We start from the raw sequence: 18,946 nt of genomic DNA, 5'->3' as shown, positions 1-18,946 counted from the left end.
AAATATGTGCTTTTGACTACTGGAGCGAGCTTAGCATGCGTACCAATCCATTTCCCTCGTGTTTGGATTGAAGTTGAATTACATAGCCAGTATTGTCGACTCGCTACTCGTACCTCGGGCATATCGCAACGAGCAAATTGGATATCTTCAAAACGTCGCTTCGCAAGAACTTGGTTTTTCAATTCGATTGGCGGCGACCTGCGGACTGCGTGCGGTTGAGCTAGATACAATTTCACGCGCTTCAGAAATCACAGAAGATCGTCGAGATTGGGTGCCTGAGCGTTTCGTAGGAATTCAAAATTCTATTGAGTATGTTGTAACTGGAAAGGGAGGATTGCGAAGAAAAATTTGTGTGTCAATGCTTCTTGCAGATGAACTTGAGCACCATAGACTTCCGACACCAATAAGAAAAATTTCGCGGGGAATTCATTACATGAAACTCTATGGAATTGTGGGAGGTCACAACTTTTCGCAGCAATTTTCGCGTTTGTCTTTTAGTGAGTTCTCTTGGTCAACTGGAGCCCATGGACTCAGGCACAGGTACCAATTGCGAGATTTGCGCGCCAAGGCCGGAACAGATACCGCGGATGCAAGTGGGGATATCAGAACTGCGCAAAAACAACTTGGCCACAAGAACTTGTCCATGACAGAGCATTACATTAAAAAAAGACGTGGTGATCGTGTTAATCCGACAAGGTAATAATTTTAGAAAATTGAAGAATGAAATGGAAATTGCGGAGCAAGCCAAGAATTGCGGAGCAAAAAAACGGCTCACATTGCTGTGAGCCGCATATTCCTTGGTGGCCCGGGGCGGAATCGAACCACCGACACAAGGATTTTCAATCCTCTGCTCTACCGACTGAGCTACCAGGCCAAGACCAAGAATTATAGAGATGTGGGCGTTAATATGCAAGCTTTTTATGAATTAACTTGCGCCCTCATCCTGTTGTGAGTCAATTCGCTGCTTTTTTGGCTGCCGTATAATGGAGTGATTATTTCTCTGTTTGTAAGGTTTATAGCGCGATGGCGACTCAATCTGTGCATAGCGATATTTGTATTGTTGGTGATGGTGCAGTTGGTAAAGCTGCTGCCTTGGGTTTGTCTCAGCAAGGTTTGCGTGTGACTTTGCTCGCACCTTCGCATGCGCCTTCTCATTTGCCGGCATCTGCGGCACCTGTTTCTGAGGATTGGGATGTGCGGGTGTTTGCGCTCAATCACGTGGCGCATGATTTGCTGAGTGATTTAAAAGTCTGGGGTGCGCTGGATCATGAGCGGATTGCCAATGTCGAGGCGATGCAGGTGTTTGGCGGTAACGCGGCGTCGGATGGTAAGTTGGGCTTTGATGCGTATGGCGCGCATGTACAAGAGCTGGCCTGGATTGTTGAGGATAAAAATCTGAACCAGGCTTTAGATAATGCATTGAAGTTTGCGCAGAACATTACGCAAGTCGCCGGACGTGCATCGCGTATGTCAGTAAATGACACTGAAGTTAGTATTCAACTTGAGAAGGGTGATCAGCTAACTACCGCTTTGTTGATCGGTGCTGACGGGGCTCAGTCATGGGTGCGCGGGCAGGCAGATATCGGACTGGACTATCGCTCTTACGGGCAGCAGGGAGTTGTGACGAATTTCGCTTGTGAAAAACCGCATCGCGGGATTGCGCATCAATGGTTTGTTGAGGATCTGGGTATTATTGCGCTCTTGCCTCTGCCGGGGCAGCGCGTGTCTCTGGTATGGTCTGCACCTGATCCTTTGGCTGAGCAGTTGTTGCGTGAGCCTTTAACGGCGCTGGCGGATCGTTTATTTGCGTATTGTGGTGAGGTGCTCGGGCGTTTAACACCTTTGGTTCCAGAGGTGGTTAAAGCGTTTCCTTTGCGTTTGATGCGACCACATTCGATGATCGCAGCGCGGGTGGCTTTGATTGGCGATGCCGGGCATGTCGTGCACCCGATGGCCGGACATGGGATGAATCTGGGTTTTGGTGATGTACAGGCTTTATTGTCGGTACTCTCCGCACGTGAAGAGCATCGCGATTGTGGCGATGCGCGTGTCTTGCGCCGTTATCAGCGCGCACGCACGGAAGAGGTGGCATTAATGCAGTTGACGACAGATGGTCTGGCACGATTATTTGGTACTGATCTGGCGCCGCTGCGTCTGGTGCGTAATCTGGGATTGAACTTGCTGGATAGTTTGCCTGTCATAAAGAGAAAGCTGATTTCTCATGCAATGGGTAAATAGCATCCTATTTTGTTTTTTTGTATTTAATTGACGGACACGAACACTAATGAAAATCAAATCACTTATCGCTGCTTTGCTGATGTTATCGGCAACTTGTGTCATGGCAGAGACTGCTCAAGAAGCCGCTGTAAAAAAATTGGTAGAGCCTCGCTTGAATGACGGCACCAAAGTCGATTCAGTGACCAAGACCCCTTATGCAGGATTGTTCGAAGTGCGAGTCGGTAGCGATGTCATTTATACCGATGAAAAAGCCCAGTATCTGTTTATCGGTAATGTCATTGATGCCCGCAATGCGACGAACTACACCAAGGTGCGTGTCGATGAACTCAGCCGGGTTAAGTTTGCTGACCTGCCTCTTGAATCGGCGCTTAAAACAGTTAAAGGAAATGGCAAACGCGTGATCGCGATTTTTGAAGATCCGAACTGTGGTTACTGCAAGCGTTTCCGTAAGAATTTGCAGGATGTTGACAACGTCACGGTTTACACTTTCATGTACAACATCTTGTCGGAAGACTCCAGCGTTAAATCTAAAAACATCTGGTGCACTGCAGACCGCAATAAAGCATGGGATGAATGGATGTTGAACGGCAAGGTCGCACCGACTGCAGCGGCGAACTGTAATACACCGAACGAGAAAATTTTTGAACTCGGTAAGAAGTTACGTATTAATGGTACACCGACGATTTTCTTTGCCGATGGTTCACGTATTCCTGGTGCTGTTGATGTCAAAGGTCTGGAAGAGAAATTCTCTAGCCTGAAATAAGAGTGACTACTAAGAGTGATTACTCGTTCGTATCACTTTCATTACGTCCGCCACTTCAGCCTCTTTAATATTACTGCATGAGTGAGAGCCAACAGTTCCTCAAAAAGTGGCGAGGTATTTTGCTCGCTGCGGGACAAGGCCGGCGGTTTGATCAGAGCGGGCAGCGCAACAAATTGTTGCAGCCTGTTAGTGATCAGCAGACCGTGGCAGTCAGCAGCGCCAGGCACTTATTGGCGGCGCTGCCTGATAGCATGGCAGTTATTCCAGCATCCTCAGCTTGTTCAATCTCTGCAATCCCCCAAGCTCCGGCAACGACTGTTCTTGCACAGTCACTGCGAGATACAGGATGCTACATTGGTGTTTGCCCGCATGCAGAGCAGGGGATGGCGGCATCGTTGGTGTATGGCTTGCAACAGAGTCTCGATTATCAAGGATGGGTCATTGCCTTAGCGGATATGCCCTATGTGCAGCCGTCAACGATCTGTCAGTTGCTATATGCTTTAGAGTCTGGTGCCGATATTGCCGTGTTGTGTTATCAGGGGAAGCGCGGTAATCCCGTGGCATTTTCGCGTACCCATTTGGCAGAGTTGCTTTTGTTGTCCGGTGACCAGGGTGCCAGAGATTTATTACGACGCTATCCTGTTGTTGAAATCGATGTCGATGATCCGGGGATTTTGCAAGACATCGACCGACCAGAAGATTTGCTGCCTTAAGTTCGTTTCAAACTTAAGGTGCGCTTTGCGGCAAGACGATTGCAAAATGTGCGCCCGCATCGGGACTGCTGTTCACCGTGATGCGTCCACCCAGTACACCTGTGACCAGGTTGTACACGATATATAAACCTAAGCCGCTGCCGCCTTGACCAAGTTTGGTCGTAAAGAACGGGTCGAATAAATGTGCGAGGGTATCGGCACCCATACCCTGACCATTGTCCCGATAATCCAGCAGAATCTCATTGTCAAATGTGTGAGCTGAGATCGTGATCTTGCCATTTTCCGTACGATCAAAGCCGTGCAGTAAAGAATTCGAAATTAAATTCGTGATGATCTGTTCTATCGGCCCCGGATAGCTATCGAGCTGAATCTTTTCCCGAATCTGGATATCGACGTGATGACTGGTGCGCTTGAGCATGGGCATCAGCGTGGTCATGACTTCATTGATAGTTGCTTCCAGATCAAACAGGCGACGACGTGCGCTCGACTGATCGACAGCGACCTGCTTAAAATCAGAAATCAGTTTCGCACTGCGTATCGCATTATGCTCAATCATCGTACCCGCTTGTTTCATGAGTTCGGCAGAATGAATCGCTTCACTGCGCCTTAGTTGGCCGCTATTGAGCTGAGTCAGGAACGCGGTGCTCTCATCTTTTAAAGTGGATGCGACGGTCACGATATTGCCAATCGGCGTATTCAGTTCATGCGCGATACCAGCGACGAGATTGCCTAGCGCAGCGAGTTTCTCGGATTGCACCAGATGCTCCATCGCCTGTTGCAATTCTTCCGTGCGTTCGAGGACGCGATGCTCCAGCACCTGATTCAAATTTTCCAGCGCGATTTTGGTATTTTCTAATTCAGTGATATCCAGAATTGCACCAATCATGCCATCGACCTCACCCAGCTGATTTTTGAAGACAGCGCGATGGAAAATCACGTAACGGGGATCACTGGACGTTTCATTGATGCGTCGCTGGAAGATTTGTTTTTCCTGAGTCCCGTATAGCTGCAGATCTTTTTCTCTATAAAACGCAAGCCTCTCCTGGTCTACCCAGTCTTCCAGTTTTTTATGAATAATATCGTCTCTGCGCAGATGCATCATGCTGAGAAAGGCGTCATTAAAACCGAGATAACGTCCCTCACGATCTTTATAAAAAATCGGAATAGGCATCGCTTCGAGCAAGGTCTCAAGGAAGTTTCTTTCCCGCAGAATGGCGAGCTTCGCCGCGTTCCGTTCAGTGATGTCGTGGATGCTGCAACGTACTAGCTGAGCCTCTTGTTTGCCAGGGAGTTTGATGAGCTGAATTTCGCATGGAACCGATGCGCCGCCTGCATTTTTACACAGCCATTCAAAACGGACGTCCTGCCCCGATAAGGCGGATGCCACATGTCCTCTGATGACCTCGGCGGCGTCCTGTCCATCCTCTTGTAACACTGAACTAAGTTGCCGCGCATTGAGATTGAGTAACTCCAGTTGCGAGTAGCCAAACAATTTTGCTGCATGCCGGTTCGCTTCAACAAATCTATTCTGGACGACATCGAGTACCAGGATCGCTTCAGGTGCATGATCAATCAGCGTGCGATAAGTCGCCTCACTATTTTGCAAGGCGATTTCTGCAAATTTTCGTTCCGTAATATCGATTAATGTCTCTAAAGCGCCGACCGTATTGCCGACCTCATCGACCAGTGGCACGGCCGTGAAATGCAGCCACTTGCCATGCTCACCGATACGGCTAAAGTAGCCCTCTGTCTCGATCGCACCGACCACGTTTTTGCTTAAAAAAACATTGCTTTGATAATGTGACTGTATCGCCTCGATGCTCAAGCCGCTCAAAATCAGATTGGCAAGACATGGACGTGCGTCGTGATAAAAGCCGCGCCACGCCTGAGTCGTGCCTATGATGTCACCGGCCTTGGTATGGGTCATTTGCTCCAGCAAGGCATTCCACTGCGTGACGACATGGCCCGCATTGATGGTGAACAACGCCACTGGCAGGCTTTGGTAAGTCTGCTGCATCTGATGTTCGATCGCGCTGACACGAGCGACTGCCAGCTTGCGATCAGTAATATCTCTGGCAGATGCGATGGAGCGGCGTTTGCCGTTGAGCTCTTCGATATGCAAGGAGACTTCTACCCAAAACAGGCAGCCGTCGGCGTGCCGTGCATGCCATTCAAAAAGCTGCGGGCCGTCGTTGATGGCTTTATTGAGCCAGGCCTGTCCCTCGGTTTCGGTGTAGGGTGGATAATTCGCGCTGAAACTCTCGATATTTAGCGTGCTTGCTTCTGTCTTTGTGAAGCCGTATAGCTCAGTAAAGCGCATATTGATATCGATCAGATCACCGTTCTCCAGATCGCGGATCACAATCGCTTCACTGCTGAAATTGAATAATTCCCGATAATTATTTTCGCTACGCTCTAATGCTTTCTGTCCATTCTTTCGGATATGGATCAGAAATAACAACATGCCAAATAAGGTAATCAGACTGATCAGCGTGACTGCGATTAACTGATCGTCAATGCCGAACAGCACAAAGCTATCCGTTGCGACAGTAATGTTGACCGGGCGTGACAAGTCTTGTACCGCTAGTGCCGGTACGGCGATAAGCAAGGTGATAATTCCCAGAATACGCCGCATCACAACAGGCAATCTGACCGATTGATGCGTAGGGAGTGGCGTGCTGAAAGCTGTCATTTGCGCAGTGTGGGAGGGCGTCGCCAGAGAGTAAATAGTAAAAATAAAATCAGCACCAGCAATGCCTGATTTTTTTCTTATCTTAACTGCCAAATCATATAAAAAGTGACCAGTACACCATTTTTAACGAACAAAGCGTTGTTTCAGGCATCTCTCGACGACATTTGCTAGCGATGTTCTTAGTCTAAATATATCTAATGTCGGTAAATCCACATAAAATATCGGCTTTTATGTCGCAGCATAAAAAATATCAAGCTAGCGTTTTATCAATTTGATGATTCGCCCGGTGCACACAGAATGCGCTCATAAAACTAACAATCGAAGCAGACAACGACATCATTAATGGATATTCCAAATAAACAACTGGTGAATAAACTCGGTTTTTCCGGTTTGATTCCTTTTATTCTGCTCAGTCTGGCATGCTGGATCGTGCACCCTGACTGGTTGGGTTACTTTATCAAGGCGCAACTTTCTTACGGCATTATCATCTTGTCGTTTTTAGGAGGACTGCATTGGGGTGTCGCTCTGATGTCTCAGAATCGCGATACAGCCGATACCCGTAAGGCACTGATCTGGGGGGTAATCCCGACCATGATTGCTTGGTGTTCAATGGTGAACATGGGTGTCGGTTTTCTGGTGCAGATCGTTGGTTTTGTCGTTGCCTATCAAGTCGATAAACGTCTGTATCTCAGCTACGAATTGCCAGACTGGTTTATTATCTTGCGGCTACGCCTGACCGTCGTGGTGGTGACGGCGCTGGCCTTGACTTTTGTTGCCGCGAATGTGCGTTAATTATTATCACCGTTTCAAGAAAGAATAAAGAGCATGACCAATGCCGCTGACAAGAAGACCTCTGTCAAATTAACTGCGAAGAGCCAAGCCAAGGCCAACCAGGCCGCCACTGACTCCGCGATTCACTATCATATCGTCCCCAAAGATCTGGCCGGACACTTGTATCAGGTGCGTCTGAGTATCGCCCGCCCCGATCCTGCGGGGCAAATACTCACGCTACCTGCCTGGATTCCTGGCAGCTATATGATCCGCGAGTTTGCTCGCAATATCGTACAGATCCATGCGCACAATGCAGGTAAAAAAGTGCCGCTGAAAAAGCGTGATAAGCATACCTGGCAAGCCGCTCCCTGCGAAGGCGCATTGACGATTGAGTACGAGGTTTATGCCTGGGACTTGTCGGTACGTGCTGCGCATCTCGATCAGCAACACGGCTTCTTTAACGGCACCAGCGTATTTTTGCAAGTTGCCGGGCAGGAGATGGCGCCACATATCGTGGACATTCAGCGTGCGGATGACATCGCATGCAAAAACTGGCGCGTCGCGACAGCATTGCCGGAGTTAAAAGCCAAGCGCTATGGCTTTGGAACGTATATTGCTGCCAACTATGATGAGCTGATTGATCATCCGGTCGAGATGGGCAATTTCGTCATGGCGAGTTTTGATGCCCATGGCGTGCCACATGATTTTGTCGTGACGGGCATTGTGCCGAATCTGGATTTGCCGCGCATCGTCGCTGATCTGAAAAAAATCTGTGAAGCGCAAATCAGCTTCTTTGAGCCAAAGGCCAGACGCGCACCGATGGATCGCTATGTTTTCATGACGATGGCTGTCGGTGATGGCTATGGCGGACTGGAACATCGCGCCTCGACTGCCTTGATTTGCAATCGCGCTGATTTGCCGTCGAAGAATCAGATTGAGATGAGTGATGGCTATCGCAGCTTCCTTGGTTTATGCAGCCATGAATATTTCCATACCTGGAACGTCAAGCGTATCAAGCCAGCAGCATTTGCCCATTACGATTTGCGGCAAGAGAATTACACCAGCCTGCTCTGGTTGTTTGAGGGGTTCACCAGTTATTACGACGATCTGATGCTGGTACGTTCCGGCATGATTGATGAAGCCAGTTATTTCAAACTGCTATCAAAAACCATCAATATGGTGACGCGCGGATCCGGACGCAAAAAACAAAGCGTTGCTGACTCCAGTTTTGATGCCTGGACCAAATACTATCGTCAGGATGAGAACTCACCGAATGCGATTGTCAGCTACTACACCAAAGGTTCTTTAGTCGGCCTGGGACTGGATCTGATGATTCGTGCAGAGACCGCAGGTAAAAAATCCTTAGACGATGTGATGCGCGCTTTATGGCAAAAATACGGCCGTGATTTCTATGAAAAAACCTTGTCCGGCAAACAGCAAGGTCTCAGTGAAACAGAAATCGAAGCGATCATCGAGCAAGCCACAGGCGTCAAGGTTAAGCGTTTTCTCGACCGCTTTGTACGCGGTACCGATGACCTGCCATTGGCGGGCTTGTATGAAGACTTTGGTGTCATACTCAATGATGCAAGCAAAGGAGCCAAGCGTGCCAAAGCCTCACTCGGCGTGCGCGTGGCGAAAGACGGCAATGATTGCAAACTCGCGAATGTCCACGAAACGCGTGCCGCGCATCGCGCCGGTTTATCCGCTGGTGACGTTCTGATTGCCATCAATGATTTGCGTGTGACCGCAGCCGATGCAGCCGATGGATTGTCGAACGCTCTGAGTCGTTATGCGGTAGGTGAGACTGTGCAATTGCATGCCTTCCGTCGTGATGAGTTGCTGCTAGTTCATGCCAAGCTGCAAGCCGACGATATCCCTGCGTTGTCGCTGACTTTACAAGAGAACAGTAAAGCCCGTTTGTTAACTCATCGGCCTAGTTATCAAAAGCCCGTGAAGAAATAATACTGAGTAGTAGTATGGGAATATAGATGGCTAATCCGCATATCAGACGAGCGGATTAGCCATTTTTTTATGGATACTCCCTATTTTTATTGTTTTTATAGAGAAATCTTCAATATGCGAACAGCATATTTATGTGATTAATTGGAAACTTTTTAAAGCAATCTATATCAGAGATTTATCATCCAGAAAATCCTGATGCATAAACCAATTTCCTTCAATCGCCAGCGTCTGTTGATCCTGCTACCGATTTTTCTCTTGCACATGGGCTTACTGCTTCTGATGCGTGAGCCAGTAGTGTATTCAGAGGCGAAAAGTATGTGTTATCTACCGCTATTGCAGCTCCGGCCAGACGCAGCATCGCCATTGTCTGCGTCAGCACCGGAGCAAGCGACTTCTCTTGCTGTTCAGCGCAAAACACGTGGGGCAATCGCGCCGAATTCTGCCTCTGATCGTCCCAGCGTTGATCAACCGCCGCAGCACACACGAGATCCGGAACATCAAGACCAAAAAGTCTCTGCTCAGGCGCTTGGTTCAGCCCGTAGCTCAGCTTCTAGTTCAGCCTTAGATCTGGAACGCATCCGTCAACACTTTCAGCAAAGCGAAAAGACGCGTCAGCATGATTTAATGGAGCAACAGCAACTGGCGCAAATAACCGTGACGCCAGAAATGAAACTACAAACCGAACTGGACAAAGCACATCGTGAGGACTGCATGATGGCGCGTTCGGAAGGGATGAAATTCGGCAATGTCACGGTGAAGGGGTTGCTGATCATTGCACCCGTTCTGGTCGATACGATCAAGGGCAAAGGATGCAAGTGGTAGCGCTATAGCGCTGTCCCAGTTCGGGCCGTGCTTCTGTATCTCTGACGTCAAATTATGAGATTAAATTTCAATGTAATCACGCAGTATTCATGCGCCTCGCAGGCCAAAAACACGCCATCAGCCGCATGAATACTGCGCAATCAACATTAACCAACATTAAAAAAACAGTTTCTGTAATTCTAGCCCAGGATTTTCTGCCCGCATAAATGCTTCGCCAACCAGGAAGCCATGGACGTTTGCATCCCGCATGCGTTTGACGTCGGCGTTGCCCATGATGCCCGATTCGGTGATGACTAATTTGTCTGGTGAGATGCGTGGCAATAAACCAATCGTTGTATCCAGCGTCACATCAAAAGTGCGCAGATTACGGTTGTTGATGCCTAATAGATTGGTTTTTAGTTTTAAGGCGGCGTCGAGTTCTTCGCCGTCATGCACCTCGACCAGCACATCCATCCCCAATTCATGCGCGCAAGCTTCGAGTTCTGCCATCAGACCGTGATCGAGTGCCGAGACGATCAGCAGAATACAGTCGGCCCCCCAGCTACGAGCCTGATATACCTGATAAGGATCGATCAGGAAATCTTTGCGTAGAGCGGGAATGCGGCAAGCCGCGCGTGCTTGTTTCAGATAGTCTGGCGCACCTTGGAAAAACTGTTCATCGGTCAACACAGACAGGCAAGCTGCGCCGTGGTCTGCATAACTTACCGCGATGTCAGCAGGTTTAAAGTCAGCACGTAATACACCTTTGGACGGTGACGCTTTTTTGATTTCAGCAATCACACCTGCCTGACCGGCGTTGATTTTATTTCGTAGACTGGCTTCAAATCCGCGTATCGTTGTACGTGCTTCGGTATCGCTTTCTACTTCGCCACGCAGGCTAGTGTACGGTTGAACTTTTTTAGCAGCAGCGACTTCATCGACTTTGACTGCCAGAATTTTATTCAGAATATCTGACACGATTACGCCCCTTTACCTAATTGCTGCGTGACCTGTACTAATTGCTCCAGCTTCGCGAGAGCAGCCCCGGAGGCGATGGCTGCTTGTGCTTTTTTGACGCCATCGGCGATCGAGTCGGCGATACCTGCACCATATAGCGCCGCACCGGCGTTCAGGCTCACGATATCGGTCGCAGCACCAGGTACGTTGTGCATGACTTCCATGATTTTGGCTTTGGATTCTTCTGCGCCAGATACTCTGAGCTGACGGTTGGAGACCATGTTCAGGCCAAAATCCTCGGGATGAATATCATATTCACGGATTTCGCCATTCACCAGTTCGCCGACCATGGTGGGTGCACCGAGTGAGACTTCATCCATATTGTCACGTCCCCACACTACCAGCGCATGTTGCGCGCCCAGGCGTTGCAATACGCGGACTTGAATACCGACCAGATCGGGGTGGAATACGCCCATCAAAATATTAGGTGCGCCAGCCGGATTAGTTAGCGGTCCGAGGATATTGAATATCGTCCGCACGCCAAGTTCTTTGCGCACCGGCGCAGCGTGTTTCATCGCAGCGTGATGATTCGGTGCGAACATAAAGCCGATACCAGTTTGCGCGATGGATTGCGCAATTTGTTCTGGCTGCAAATTGATATTTACGCCCAGAGATTCCAATACGTCTGCACTACCAGACGACGACGACACGCTACGACCACCATGTTTGGCGACACGCGCACCTGCCGCAGCAGTCACAAACATCGATGCGGTAGAGATGTTAAAAGTATGCGCGCCGTCGCCACCGGTACCGACGATGTCGATCATGTTCGTGGTATTTGCCAGCGGGACTTTGGTCGAGAACTCGCGCATGACCTGCGCTGCTGCGGTGATTTCCCCTATGCTTTCTTTTTTCACCCGCAGACCCATGGTCAGTGCGGTGATCATCACAGGAGACATTTCGCCGCCCATGATTTTGCGGAATAGATACAGCATTTCGTCGTGAAAAATTTCACGGTGTTCGATCAATCGCGTCAATGCTTCTTGTTGGGAGATGGTCATCTTATTTTCCGATCAAAAAGTTTTTCAACAGCGCGTGACCATGTTCAGACAGAATTGATTCGGGATGGAATTGCACACCCTGCAAATCAAATTCCTTATGGCGCACACCCATGATTTCGCCGTCTTCGGCCCACGCGGTGACTTCCAGGCAAGCGGGTAAGCTTGAGCGCTCAATCGCCAGTGAGTGGTAGCGTGTGATGATGTAGGGGCTGGGTAAGTCGCTAAACACGCCGACACCAGTGTGCGCAATCGGCGAGGTTTTACCATGCATCACCTCTTTGGCGCGGATGATCTTGCCACCGAAGGCGGCACCGATACTTTGATGTCCCAGGCACACGCCAAGAATCGGAAGTTGCCCGGAAAAGCGTTCGATCAAAGGCACCGAGATACCGGCCTCATGCGGCGTGCAAGGGCCGGGAGAAATACAGATGCGGTCGGGCTTCATCGCAGCGATTTCATCTAGCGTTATTTCATCATTGCGATAGGTGCGGACCTCTTCACCCAACTCAGCAAAATATTGCACCAGGTTGTAGGTGAAGGAATCGTAGTTGTCTATCATGAGTAACATTTATATCTCCCCGTCCAGGCCATCCTGCACTTGTTCTGCCGCGCGTAAAACAGCGCGTGCTTTGTTTTCGGTTTCTTGCCATTCCATTTCCGGCACAGAGTCGGCAACGATCCCTGCTGCCGCCTGCACATGCAGCATGCCATCTTTTAAAACACCAGTACGAATGGCGATGGCTAAATCCATTTCGCCACCGAAGGATAAGTAACCACAAGCACCACCGTAAATGCCGCGCTTGGTCGGCTCTAACTGATCGATGAGTTCCATGGCTCTGACCTTCGGCGCACCGGATAAAGTACCGGCAGGGAAGGTCGCTTTCAGGACATCGAGATTCGATAAACCGTCTTGCAGAATGCCTTCGACGTTGGAGACGATGTGCTGTACGTGGGAGTATTTTTCGATCACCATCTGGTCAGTCACTTTGACGCTGCCGGTTTTCGCGATACGGCCGACGTCGTTGCGTGCCAGATCAATAAGCATGACGTGCTCGGCGATTTCTTTCGGATCTGCCAGCAATTCTTTGGCAAGTTGTGCATCGAGTTCTGGTGTACTGCCGCGTGACCGCGTACCTGCTAATGGGCGTATTGTGACTTTTTTATTGCCGTCACTGAGTTGTTCGTTACGGACTAAGATTTCTGGTGACGCACCGATGATCTGCATATCGCCAAAATTGTAGAAATACATGTACGGCGATGGATTCAGCGAGCGTAATGCACGATACAGTGACAGCGGTGAATCAACATAAGGCTTGCGTATGCGTTGACCGATTTGTACTTGCATCAGGTCACCTGCCATGACGTATTCTTTTGCTTTTTCGACTGCTTTAAGGTAATCAGCTTTGGCGAAATCACGAATTGATTCGGTACGGACGGATGCTGATGTGACTGGCGCGTCCACGCTGCGGCGTAGCATGGCGCGCAAATCTTTCAGCCGCTGTCGGGCTTTGGACCAGGCTTCGGGCTGAGTGGGATCGGCATACACGATTAAATACAATTTGCCTGACAGATTGTCGATGACGGCGAGTTCTTCAGTCACCAGCAATTGAATATCGGGTAAGCCGAGATCATCTTTGGGGGCACTGTGTTCCAGTCGTTTTTCGACATAGCGCACCGCATCGTAGCCAAAATAGCCCGCAAGTCCTCCACAGAAACGCGGTAATCCGGGGCGCAGCGCAACCTTGAAGCGCGACTGGAATTCGGCGATGAATTCGAGTGGATTTCCTTCAACGGTTTCAATCACTTTACCGTCTTTGACGACTTCGCTGCGGTTACCGTAGCTACGCATCAGAGTATTGGCTGGCAGGCCGATAAAGGAGTAGCGGCCAAAGCGCTCGCCGCCCATGACGGATTCCAGCAGGAAGGTATTCTTGCCAGTGTTCTGGGTTTGCGCCAATTTCAGATAAAGAGTTAAAGGCGTTTCCAGATCGGCGAAAGCTTCCGCGATCATAGGGATACGGTTGTAGCCTTGCGCGGCCAGCGATTTAAATTCGAGTTCGGTCATGATGTGCTTTCAGCCGCCTCTATACAATTTGAGGATGAAGGCGGATAAGACTAGATGAAAAAAACGTGTTCAGACATTTGCTCAAGGGATAAGGGCGAGCAAACGCCTGCGCGGCATCAGGTAGATTGCCAGCATCGCCATAGCCAGGCCTCAAAGGTGCCTGGTGTGATTGCGAGACGTTTTATATCGGGAAACATTCGTTAGAGTGAGAACGTTAGTTGAATTCAGTGTGAATTTCATGCAGAAAGTAGTTGTGCTGCTTCCCACAGGTTGCCGACTATACCATCAGTATCAACATTTTGTATAGCCTCGCCGTGATTGTAGCCGTAGGGTACATGCAACACGGGGCAGCCTGCTGCACGAGCCGCTTGTGCGTCGTTCGATGAGTCGCCGATGGCCAAGACTTGCGCAGGACTCAGCGCAAAATCGCTACAGACTTGTAATAGCGCCATCGGATCCGGTTTTTTGCGTGGGAAAGAGTCGCCGCCATAAACGATTTCAAAATAGTCGCGCAAGCCTTTTTTCTCCAGCAAAGGCAGCGTGAAATTCATTGGCTTATTCGTCACGCAGGCGAGCCGCAAACCGCGGTCACGCATCGCATCCAAGCCTTCGAGCACTTTGGGATAAAGCGTACTGTAATCACCGTTAATCGCAAGGTAATGGCGCTGATAAGCGGCCAGTGCGGCTTCAAAGCGAATGGTAATAGCCGCTTCATCAAAATCCACTGCCAGCACGCGATGAATCAGATTTTCAGAACCTTTACCAACAAAGTTGGTAATCGTTGTGATATCCAGCGGTGCCAATCCCAGCTCGGCGCGCATACGATTAATCGCGATCAGAAAATCAGGTGCGGTATCGAGCATTGTGCCATCGAGATCAATGATGACGGCATGGATATGATTGAGCATGGAGTTGTGTGTGCTTAAGGGGACGGGGCTTATCTAGTAAAACGATATGGCTGAAGAAGTAAGCAACGATGTAACCAACGATGTAAATGAGCTGGCGGTATTTAACATGAGTACATCTAATGAGATCTTTTGTCAGAAAGAGAGAATTAACTAATTTGAAAATTTTCTAAGATCGAACCCGCAGTATCCATGCGCCTTTGCGGGCAATAGTGCTCGATAAGGCGCATAAACACTGCGTGTTTGTCCTGAATTTATCCCACTGTTGCCAATTCAGCGCGCATCGCGTTGATCACTGCCGTGTAGTCCGGTTTGCCAAAGATGGCCGAGCCTGCAACAAACGTGTCTGCGCCGGCGCGGGCAATGTCGGCAATGTTGTCAACTTTGACGCCGCCGTCGACTTGCAGCAGGATGTCGCGACCTGATTCGTCGATCAGTTTTCTGACAGCAGCGATTTTTTTCAGGGTGTGAGGAATAAACGATTGACCGCCGAAGCCCGGGTTGACTGACATCAGTAAAATCAGATCGAGTTTGTCCATGACGTGTTCCAGCACATGCAGTGGTGTCGCCGGGTTAAACACCAGACCCGCTTTGCAGCCGTGATCGCGGATCAGTTGTAAACTACGATCAATATGCTCGGAGCCCTCTGGGTGGAAGCTAATCAGGTTTGCACCGGCTTTGGCAAAATCGGGAATAATGCGATCTACGGGTTTGACCATCAGATGTACATCAATCGGTACCTGAACGTGCGGGCGTATGGCCTCGCAGACGAGCGGGCCGATGGTCAGATTGGGAACATAATGGTTGTCCATGACGTCGAAATGAATCATGTCAGCGCCAGCGGCGACAACGTTGCGAACTTCTTCCCCCAAGCGAGCAAAATCGGCTGAGAGAATGCTAGGAGCGATACGATAAGTGGTCATAGTCAATGCAAGTGGAGTCGAGATGCGCTATTTTACTCTTCTGCCCGCGGTAAGATGATGATGAATGATGACTAGGAGCGATGTGGCCGATGCGTCGTCAGACTACAATATGCGTAATCATGATAAGGAACAGAACCGTTGAAAGAACCTATGGCAGCGTATGAAATGCAGATTTCCGTAATAACGAAATATTTAGAAGAACAATCGAATCCTGATCATTCGAGTTTTGTGTTTGCCTATACGGTGACGATCAAAAACACCGGCACAGTGCCAGCGCAGCTGATTGCACGTCACTGGATTATTACTGATGCGAAAGATCATGTGGAGGAAGTGAAAGGGCTTGGTGTCGTTGGACATCAGCCGTTTTTGCAACCCGGGCAGAGTTTTGAATACAGCAGCGGTAGCGAGCTGAAGACGCCGCAAGGTAGTATGAAAGGGAGCTACTTTTGTGTTGCGGAAGATGGCCATCGCTTTGATGCACCGATCCCGGAGTTCGTTCTGTCCTTGCCGCGTACTTTGCATTAGTCGCCGTTATGGCTAGCTTGATGCGATTACCAGAGTCAGTTTCGATGCGCTGACTGCCAGACGGTAGCCAGATCTATTCTGGATCGGATTTTTGCTCTTTTTTTACTGGCGGTTTCTCAGAGCCGCGTCCCTGGAACATCGTCCACCAGACAATAAATACGAGCAAGAACATTGCTACACCGGCTTCTATTGCTAATAACCACATGTTGATTTCCTTATGTTGAAATTTTCCGCAATTCTACCCCTGACTGCTGTTGCCGTATTGCTGGCTGCATGTACGTCAGCCCCGATTGATAGAACGTCTGTGGCGATTTCGCCTGTAACTTCAGCCATACCGGCTCCGGTCACTACCGGGACAACGCCTGCGGCGATAAAAAATACAGACATATTGAAGCCAGCAAGTTTTAGCGCTTTACCTGGGTGGCAGCAGGATGATTTGACCGAGGCTTGGCCTGCATTTATGGCATCTTGTTCTGCATTGCGCACTAAACCTGAGTGGAAAGAGCCATGCTCTATCGCTAAAGAGGTCGAGGCAAAAGATAATGCGGCTGTGCGACTTTTTTTTGAATCTTTCTTTGTGCCGCATCAGGTAAGTAATCCCGATGGGACTGGCGAGGGTATGATTACTGGATATTATGAGCCTTTGTTAAAGGGCTCGCGAAAACGTGGCGGTGCATTTCAGACGCCTCTATATCGTACGCCTCCTGATTTGTTGACGATTGATTTGTCTGGTTTGTATCCGGAGTTGAAAAATTTGCGGCTGCGCGGGCGGGTTGTCGGAAATAAAGTCGTGCCGTATGCATCGCGTGCTGAGATTTTGCCTGCTATTGCGGGCAAGGAATTGGTTTGGGTCGATGACGCGATCGACGCTTTCTTTTTGCAGATACAGGGTTCCGGGCGCGTTGCGTTGAGCGACACAAATGAAGTCATTAGGCTCGCGTATGCCGATCAGAACGGGCATCCATATAAATCGATCGGACGCTATCTGGTCGATAAAGGCGAACTCAAACTGGAGCAGGCATCTGCTCAAGGCATTAAGGAATGGTTGCTTAAAAATCCAAGTCGCCAGGATGAGTTATTGAACGTCAATCCTAGCGTGGTATTTTTTAAAGAGGAAAAAATTCTTGATCCGGCGATAGGGCCAAAGGGGGCTTTGGGTGTTCCCTTGACGGGACAGCGTTCAATCGCGATTGACCCGCAATTTTTGCCTCTGGGTGTTCCGGTCTTTTTGTCGACCACACAGCCTAACAGTACACGTGCTTTGCAAAAGCTCGTAGTGGCACAAGATACCGGTGGTGCGATTCGAGGCGCTGTGCGTGCGGATTATTTTTGGGGTTTTGGTAACGAAGCCGGTGAGCAGGCTGGTCGTATGAAACAACGCGGCATGTTGTGGGTATTGCTGCCGAAATCTATTAATTGAACTTAGCTGCGAAGCTGCTGACAGGCCCGTTCAGTAGTGACTCAGATGTCATCGTTAATTTAAAGTGTGTATCAATAGCTAATGTATATAGCTCATATAAATAAGGAGGCTTGCATGGAATACCAAAATATTATTGTTGAGACGAAGGATAAGGTCGGTGTCATTACACTAAACCGGCCTAAGGCCTTAAATGCTTTAAATGATCAGCTCATGGATGAATTGGGTGCTGCACTGAAGGCATTCGATTTGAATGAGGCGATTGGCTGTATCGTAATTATCGGCAGCGAAAAAGCATTTGCTGCGGGTGCGGATATCGGTGCGATGGCGAATTATTCTTATATGGATGCCTATAAGAATGATTACATTACCCGTAACTGGGAGCAAATTCGTCAAATTCGCAAGCCAGTGATTGCGGCAGTTGCCGGCTATGCTTTGGGTGGTGGATGTGAGCTTGCGATGATGTGTGACTTTATTATCGCGGCAGAAAATGCAAAATTCGGTCAGCCGGAAATTAAATTGGGAACCTTGCCTGGCGCAGGTGGCACACAAAGATTGCCAAGAGCGATTTCGAAATCCAAGGCCATGGATATGTGCCTGACGGCGCGCATGATGGATGCTGCTGAGGCTGAGCGTGCGGGATTGGTATCGCGTATTGTGCCACTGGATAAATTACTGGAAGAAGCCATCGGCGCTGCAATGGTGATTGCATCCATGTCTCTGCCCATCGTCATGATGGTTAAAGATTCAGTGAACCGTGCTTATGAGACGACATTATCCGAAGGCGTTCAGTATGAGCGCCGTCTGTTTCATAGCAGCTTTGGTACGGAGGATCAGAAAGAAGGTATGAAAGCCTTCATGGAAAAGCGTCCGGCGAATTTCAAAAACCAGTAGGGAGCAGTTGGCCGCATATTATTTATAAAATATCGGTCAAAAGTTCTTGCAAGGTAGGGGGAGATTTGCTATAGTTCGGCTCCCGTCGAGAGGCGGGGAAGGCAAGAAAAGAAAGTGAAGCAGTTAATGCAGGTTTTAGAAGTGAAGAGTTAAGTGCGCGTAGTAAGCGTGTTTAGCGAAAGCGGCTAAAAAAGGTGTTGACGAAAAGTAGGAAGTGCTTCATAATCTCGCTTCTTTGCTGCTGACAAACAAAACGATT

18 protein-coding genes and 1 tRNA gene are annotated in these 18,946 nt (G+C 49.2%); 10 read left to right on the top strand and 9 right to left on the bottom strand.

Translation table 11 applies throughout. The annotated features are described in order from the left end of the window. Positions 1–73 precede the first annotated feature (73 nt). Complete coding sequence (locus ACO0K3_RS15195; protein WP_422986008.1) at positions 74–700, top strand: tyrosine-type recombinase/integrase; 627 nt, start codon at positions 74–76, stop codon at positions 698–700. A 98-nt stretch (positions 701–798) separates the two neighbouring features. Here ACO0K3_RS15195 and ACO0K3_RS15190 read toward each other — a convergent pair. Continuing rightward, positions 799–874, bottom strand: a tRNA-Phe gene (locus tag ACO0K3_RS15190). Between the two features lie 149 nt (positions 875–1,023). Here ACO0K3_RS15190 and ACO0K3_RS15185 point away from each other — a divergent pair. The 3 genes from ACO0K3_RS15185 to ACO0K3_RS15175 all read left to right on the top strand — a co-directional run bounded on the left by ACO0K3_RS15185 (position 1,024) and on the right by ACO0K3_RS15175 (position 3,714). Next, positions 1,024–2,238, top strand: coding sequence for an FAD-dependent monooxygenase (locus tag ACO0K3_RS15185; RefSeq protein WP_422986007.1), 1,215 nt, complete (start codon positions 1,024–1,026; stop codon positions 2,236–2,238). 46 nt (positions 2,239–2,284) lie between these two features. Continuing rightward, positions 2,285–3,001: a DsbC family protein gene (locus tag ACO0K3_RS15180; protein ID WP_422986004.1), complete on the top strand. Its 717-nt coding sequence runs from the start codon at positions 2,285–2,287 to the stop codon at positions 2,999–3,001. A gap of 77 nt (positions 3,002–3,078) precedes the next feature. After that, positions 3,079–3,714 carry a nucleotidyltransferase family protein gene (locus tag ACO0K3_RS15175; RefSeq protein WP_422986002.1) on the top strand — a complete coding sequence of 212 codons (636 nt, stop codon included), beginning with the start codon at positions 3,079–3,081 and terminating at the stop codon, positions 3,712–3,714. Positions 3,715–3,727: 13 nt separating this feature from the next. Here ACO0K3_RS15175 and ACO0K3_RS15170 read toward each other — a convergent pair whose 3' ends face one another. Further along, positions 3,728–6,406 (bottom strand): PAS domain-containing sensor histidine kinase, encoded by a 2,679-nt coding sequence (locus tag ACO0K3_RS15170; RefSeq protein WP_422986000.1) that lies wholly within the window; start codon positions 6,404–6,406, stop codon positions 3,728–3,730. Between the two features lie 342 nt (positions 6,407–6,748). Here ACO0K3_RS15170 and ACO0K3_RS15165 point away from each other — a divergent pair, with 342 nt between their 5' ends. The 3 genes from ACO0K3_RS15165 to ACO0K3_RS15155 all read left to right on the top strand — a co-directional run bounded on the left by ACO0K3_RS15165 (position 6,749) and on the right by ACO0K3_RS15155 (position 9,961). Further along, positions 6,749–7,198 (top strand): DUF3429 domain-containing protein, encoded by a 450-nt coding sequence (locus tag ACO0K3_RS15165; RefSeq protein ID WP_422962017.1) that lies wholly within the window; start codon positions 6,749–6,751, stop codon positions 7,196–7,198. Positions 7,199–7,231: 33 nt separating this feature from the next. Then, on the top strand, positions 7,232–9,139 hold the full coding sequence (locus ACO0K3_RS15160) for a M61 family metallopeptidase (RefSeq protein ID WP_422985998.1): 1,908 nt from the start codon (positions 7,232–7,234) through the stop codon (positions 9,137–9,139). A gap of 195 nt (positions 9,140–9,334) precedes the next feature. Beyond that, positions 9,335–9,961, top strand: a complete 627-nt coding sequence (locus ACO0K3_RS15155; protein ID WP_422985996.1) for a hypothetical protein — start codon at positions 9,335–9,337, stop codon at positions 9,959–9,961. Positions 9,962–10,117: 156 nt separating this feature from the next. On the opposite strand, the gene trpC is transcribed toward ACO0K3_RS15155, so the two are convergent. The 6 genes from trpC to rpe all read right to left on the bottom strand — a co-directional run bounded on the left by trpC (position 10,118) and on the right by rpe (position 15,851). Further along, positions 10,118–10,918 carry an indole-3-glycerol phosphate synthase TrpC gene (gene trpC, locus ACO0K3_RS15150; protein WP_422985994.1) on the bottom strand — a complete coding sequence of 267 codons (801 nt, stop codon included), beginning with the start codon at positions 10,916–10,918 and terminating at the stop codon, positions 10,118–10,120. Positions 10,919–10,920: 2 nt separating this feature from the next. Next, the gene (gene trpD, locus ACO0K3_RS15145; RefSeq protein WP_422985992.1) at positions 10,921–11,958 is read right to left on the bottom strand and encodes an anthranilate phosphoribosyltransferase; all 1,038 of its coding nucleotides are present in this window, start codon (positions 11,956–11,958) and stop codon (positions 10,921–10,923) included. Between the two features lies 1 nt (position 11,959). Then, positions 11,960–12,526, bottom strand: a complete 567-nt coding sequence (locus ACO0K3_RS15140; RefSeq protein ID WP_422985990.1) for an aminodeoxychorismate/anthranilate synthase component II — start codon at positions 12,524–12,526, stop codon at positions 11,960–11,962. Next, positions 12,527–14,023 carry an anthranilate synthase component I gene (trpE, locus tag ACO0K3_RS15135; protein ID WP_422985988.1) on the bottom strand — a complete coding sequence of 499 codons (1,497 nt, stop codon included), beginning with the start codon at positions 14,021–14,023 and terminating at the stop codon, positions 12,527–12,529. A gap of 236 nt (positions 14,024–14,259) precedes the next feature. After that, on the bottom strand, positions 14,260–14,931 hold the full coding sequence (locus ACO0K3_RS15130) for a phosphoglycolate phosphatase (protein ID WP_422985986.1): 672 nt from the start codon (positions 14,929–14,931) through the stop codon (positions 14,260–14,262). Positions 14,932–15,182: 251 nt separating this feature from the next. After that, positions 15,183–15,851 carry a ribulose-phosphate 3-epimerase gene (rpe, locus tag ACO0K3_RS15125; protein WP_422985984.1) on the bottom strand — a complete coding sequence of 223 codons (669 nt, stop codon included), beginning with the start codon at positions 15,849–15,851 and terminating at the stop codon, positions 15,183–15,185. A gap of 150 nt (positions 15,852–16,001) precedes the next feature. Between rpe and apaG the strand changes: the two genes are divergently transcribed. Beyond that, positions 16,002–16,376, top strand: a complete 375-nt coding sequence (gene apaG / locus ACO0K3_RS15120) for a Co2+/Mg2+ efflux protein ApaG (RefSeq protein ID WP_422986387.1) — start codon at positions 16,002–16,004, stop codon at positions 16,374–16,376. A 73-nt stretch (positions 16,377–16,449) separates the two neighbouring features. Here apaG and ACO0K3_RS15115 read toward each other — a convergent pair whose 3' ends face one another. Then, a complete protein-coding gene (locus tag ACO0K3_RS15115; protein WP_422985982.1) occupies positions 16,450–16,581 on the bottom strand; it encodes a hypothetical protein in 132 nt (43 codons plus the stop codon). Between the two features lie 12 nt (positions 16,582–16,593). On the opposite strand from ACO0K3_RS15115, the gene ACO0K3_RS15110 reads away from it, so the two are divergent. Both ACO0K3_RS15110 and ACO0K3_RS15105 read left to right on the top strand, forming a co-directional pair. After that, positions 16,594–17,796, top strand: a complete 1,203-nt coding sequence (locus tag ACO0K3_RS15110; RefSeq protein WP_422985980.1) for a murein transglycosylase A — start codon at positions 16,594–16,596, stop codon at positions 17,794–17,796. 114 nt (positions 17,797–17,910) lie between these two features. Then, positions 17,911–18,687, top strand: coding sequence for an enoyl-CoA hydratase (locus tag ACO0K3_RS15105; RefSeq protein ID WP_422985978.1), 777 nt, complete (start codon positions 17,911–17,913; stop codon positions 18,685–18,687). Positions 18,688–18,946: the final 259 nt, after the last annotated feature.

The sequence above is a fragment of the Undibacterium sp. Rencai35W genome (assembly GCF_049340185.1).
GTDB lineage: Bacteria > Pseudomonadota > Gammaproteobacteria > Burkholderiales > Burkholderiaceae_D > Undibacterium.
Note: the sequence above shows the minus strand (reverse complement) of the source record. Positions and strands in the feature narration are given on the sequence as shown.

Coding starts and splice junctions, on each gene's coding strand:
- apaG (WP_422986387.1), top strand. CDS start 16,002: ATGGCAGCGTATGAAATGCAGATTTCCGTAATAACGAAATATTTAGAA.
- ACO0K3_RS15130 (WP_422985986.1), bottom strand. CDS start 14,931: ATGCTCAATCATATCCATGCCGTCATCATTGATCTCGATGGCACAATG.
- ACO0K3_RS15140 (WP_422985990.1), bottom strand. CDS start 12,526: ATGTTACTCATGATAGACAACTACGATTCCTTCACCTACAACCTGGTG.
- ACO0K3_RS15105 (WP_422985978.1), top strand. CDS start 17,911: ATGGAATACCAAAATATTATTGTTGAGACGAAGGATAAGGTCGGTGTC.
- rpe (WP_422985984.1), bottom strand. CDS start 15,851: ATGACCACTTATCGTATCGCTCCTAGCATTCTCTCAGCCGATTTTGCT.
- ACO0K3_RS15110 (WP_422985980.1), top strand. CDS start 16,594: ATGTTGAAATTTTCCGCAATTCTACCCCTGACTGCTGTTGCCGTATTG.
- trpE (WP_422985988.1), bottom strand. CDS start 14,023: ATGACCGAACTCGAATTTAAATCGCTGGCCGCGCAAGGCTACAACCGT.
- ACO0K3_RS15165 (WP_422962017.1), top strand. CDS start 6,749: ATGGATATTCCAAATAAACAACTGGTGAATAAACTCGGTTTTTCCGGT.
- ACO0K3_RS15115 (WP_422985982.1), bottom strand. CDS start 16,581: ATGTGGTTATTAGCAATAGAAGCCGGTGTAGCAATGTTCTTGCTCGTA.
- ACO0K3_RS15175 (WP_422986002.1), top strand. CDS start 3,079: ATGAGTGAGAGCCAACAGTTCCTCAAAAAGTGGCGAGGTATTTTGCTC.
- ACO0K3_RS15160 (WP_422985998.1), top strand. CDS start 7,232: ATGACCAATGCCGCTGACAAGAAGACCTCTGTCAAATTAACTGCGAAG.
- ACO0K3_RS15180 (WP_422986004.1), top strand. CDS start 2,285: ATGAAAATCAAATCACTTATCGCTGCTTTGCTGATGTTATCGGCAACT.
- ACO0K3_RS15170 (WP_422986000.1), bottom strand. CDS start 6,406: ATGACAGCTTTCAGCACGCCACTCCCTACGCATCAATCGGTCAGATTG.
- ACO0K3_RS15155 (WP_422985996.1), top strand. CDS start 9,335: ATGCATAAACCAATTTCCTTCAATCGCCAGCGTCTGTTGATCCTGCTA.
- ACO0K3_RS15185 (WP_422986007.1), top strand. CDS start 1,024: ATGGCGACTCAATCTGTGCATAGCGATATTTGTATTGTTGGTGATGGT.
- trpD (WP_422985992.1), bottom strand. CDS start 11,958: ATGACCATCTCCCAACAAGAAGCATTGACGCGATTGATCGAACACCGT.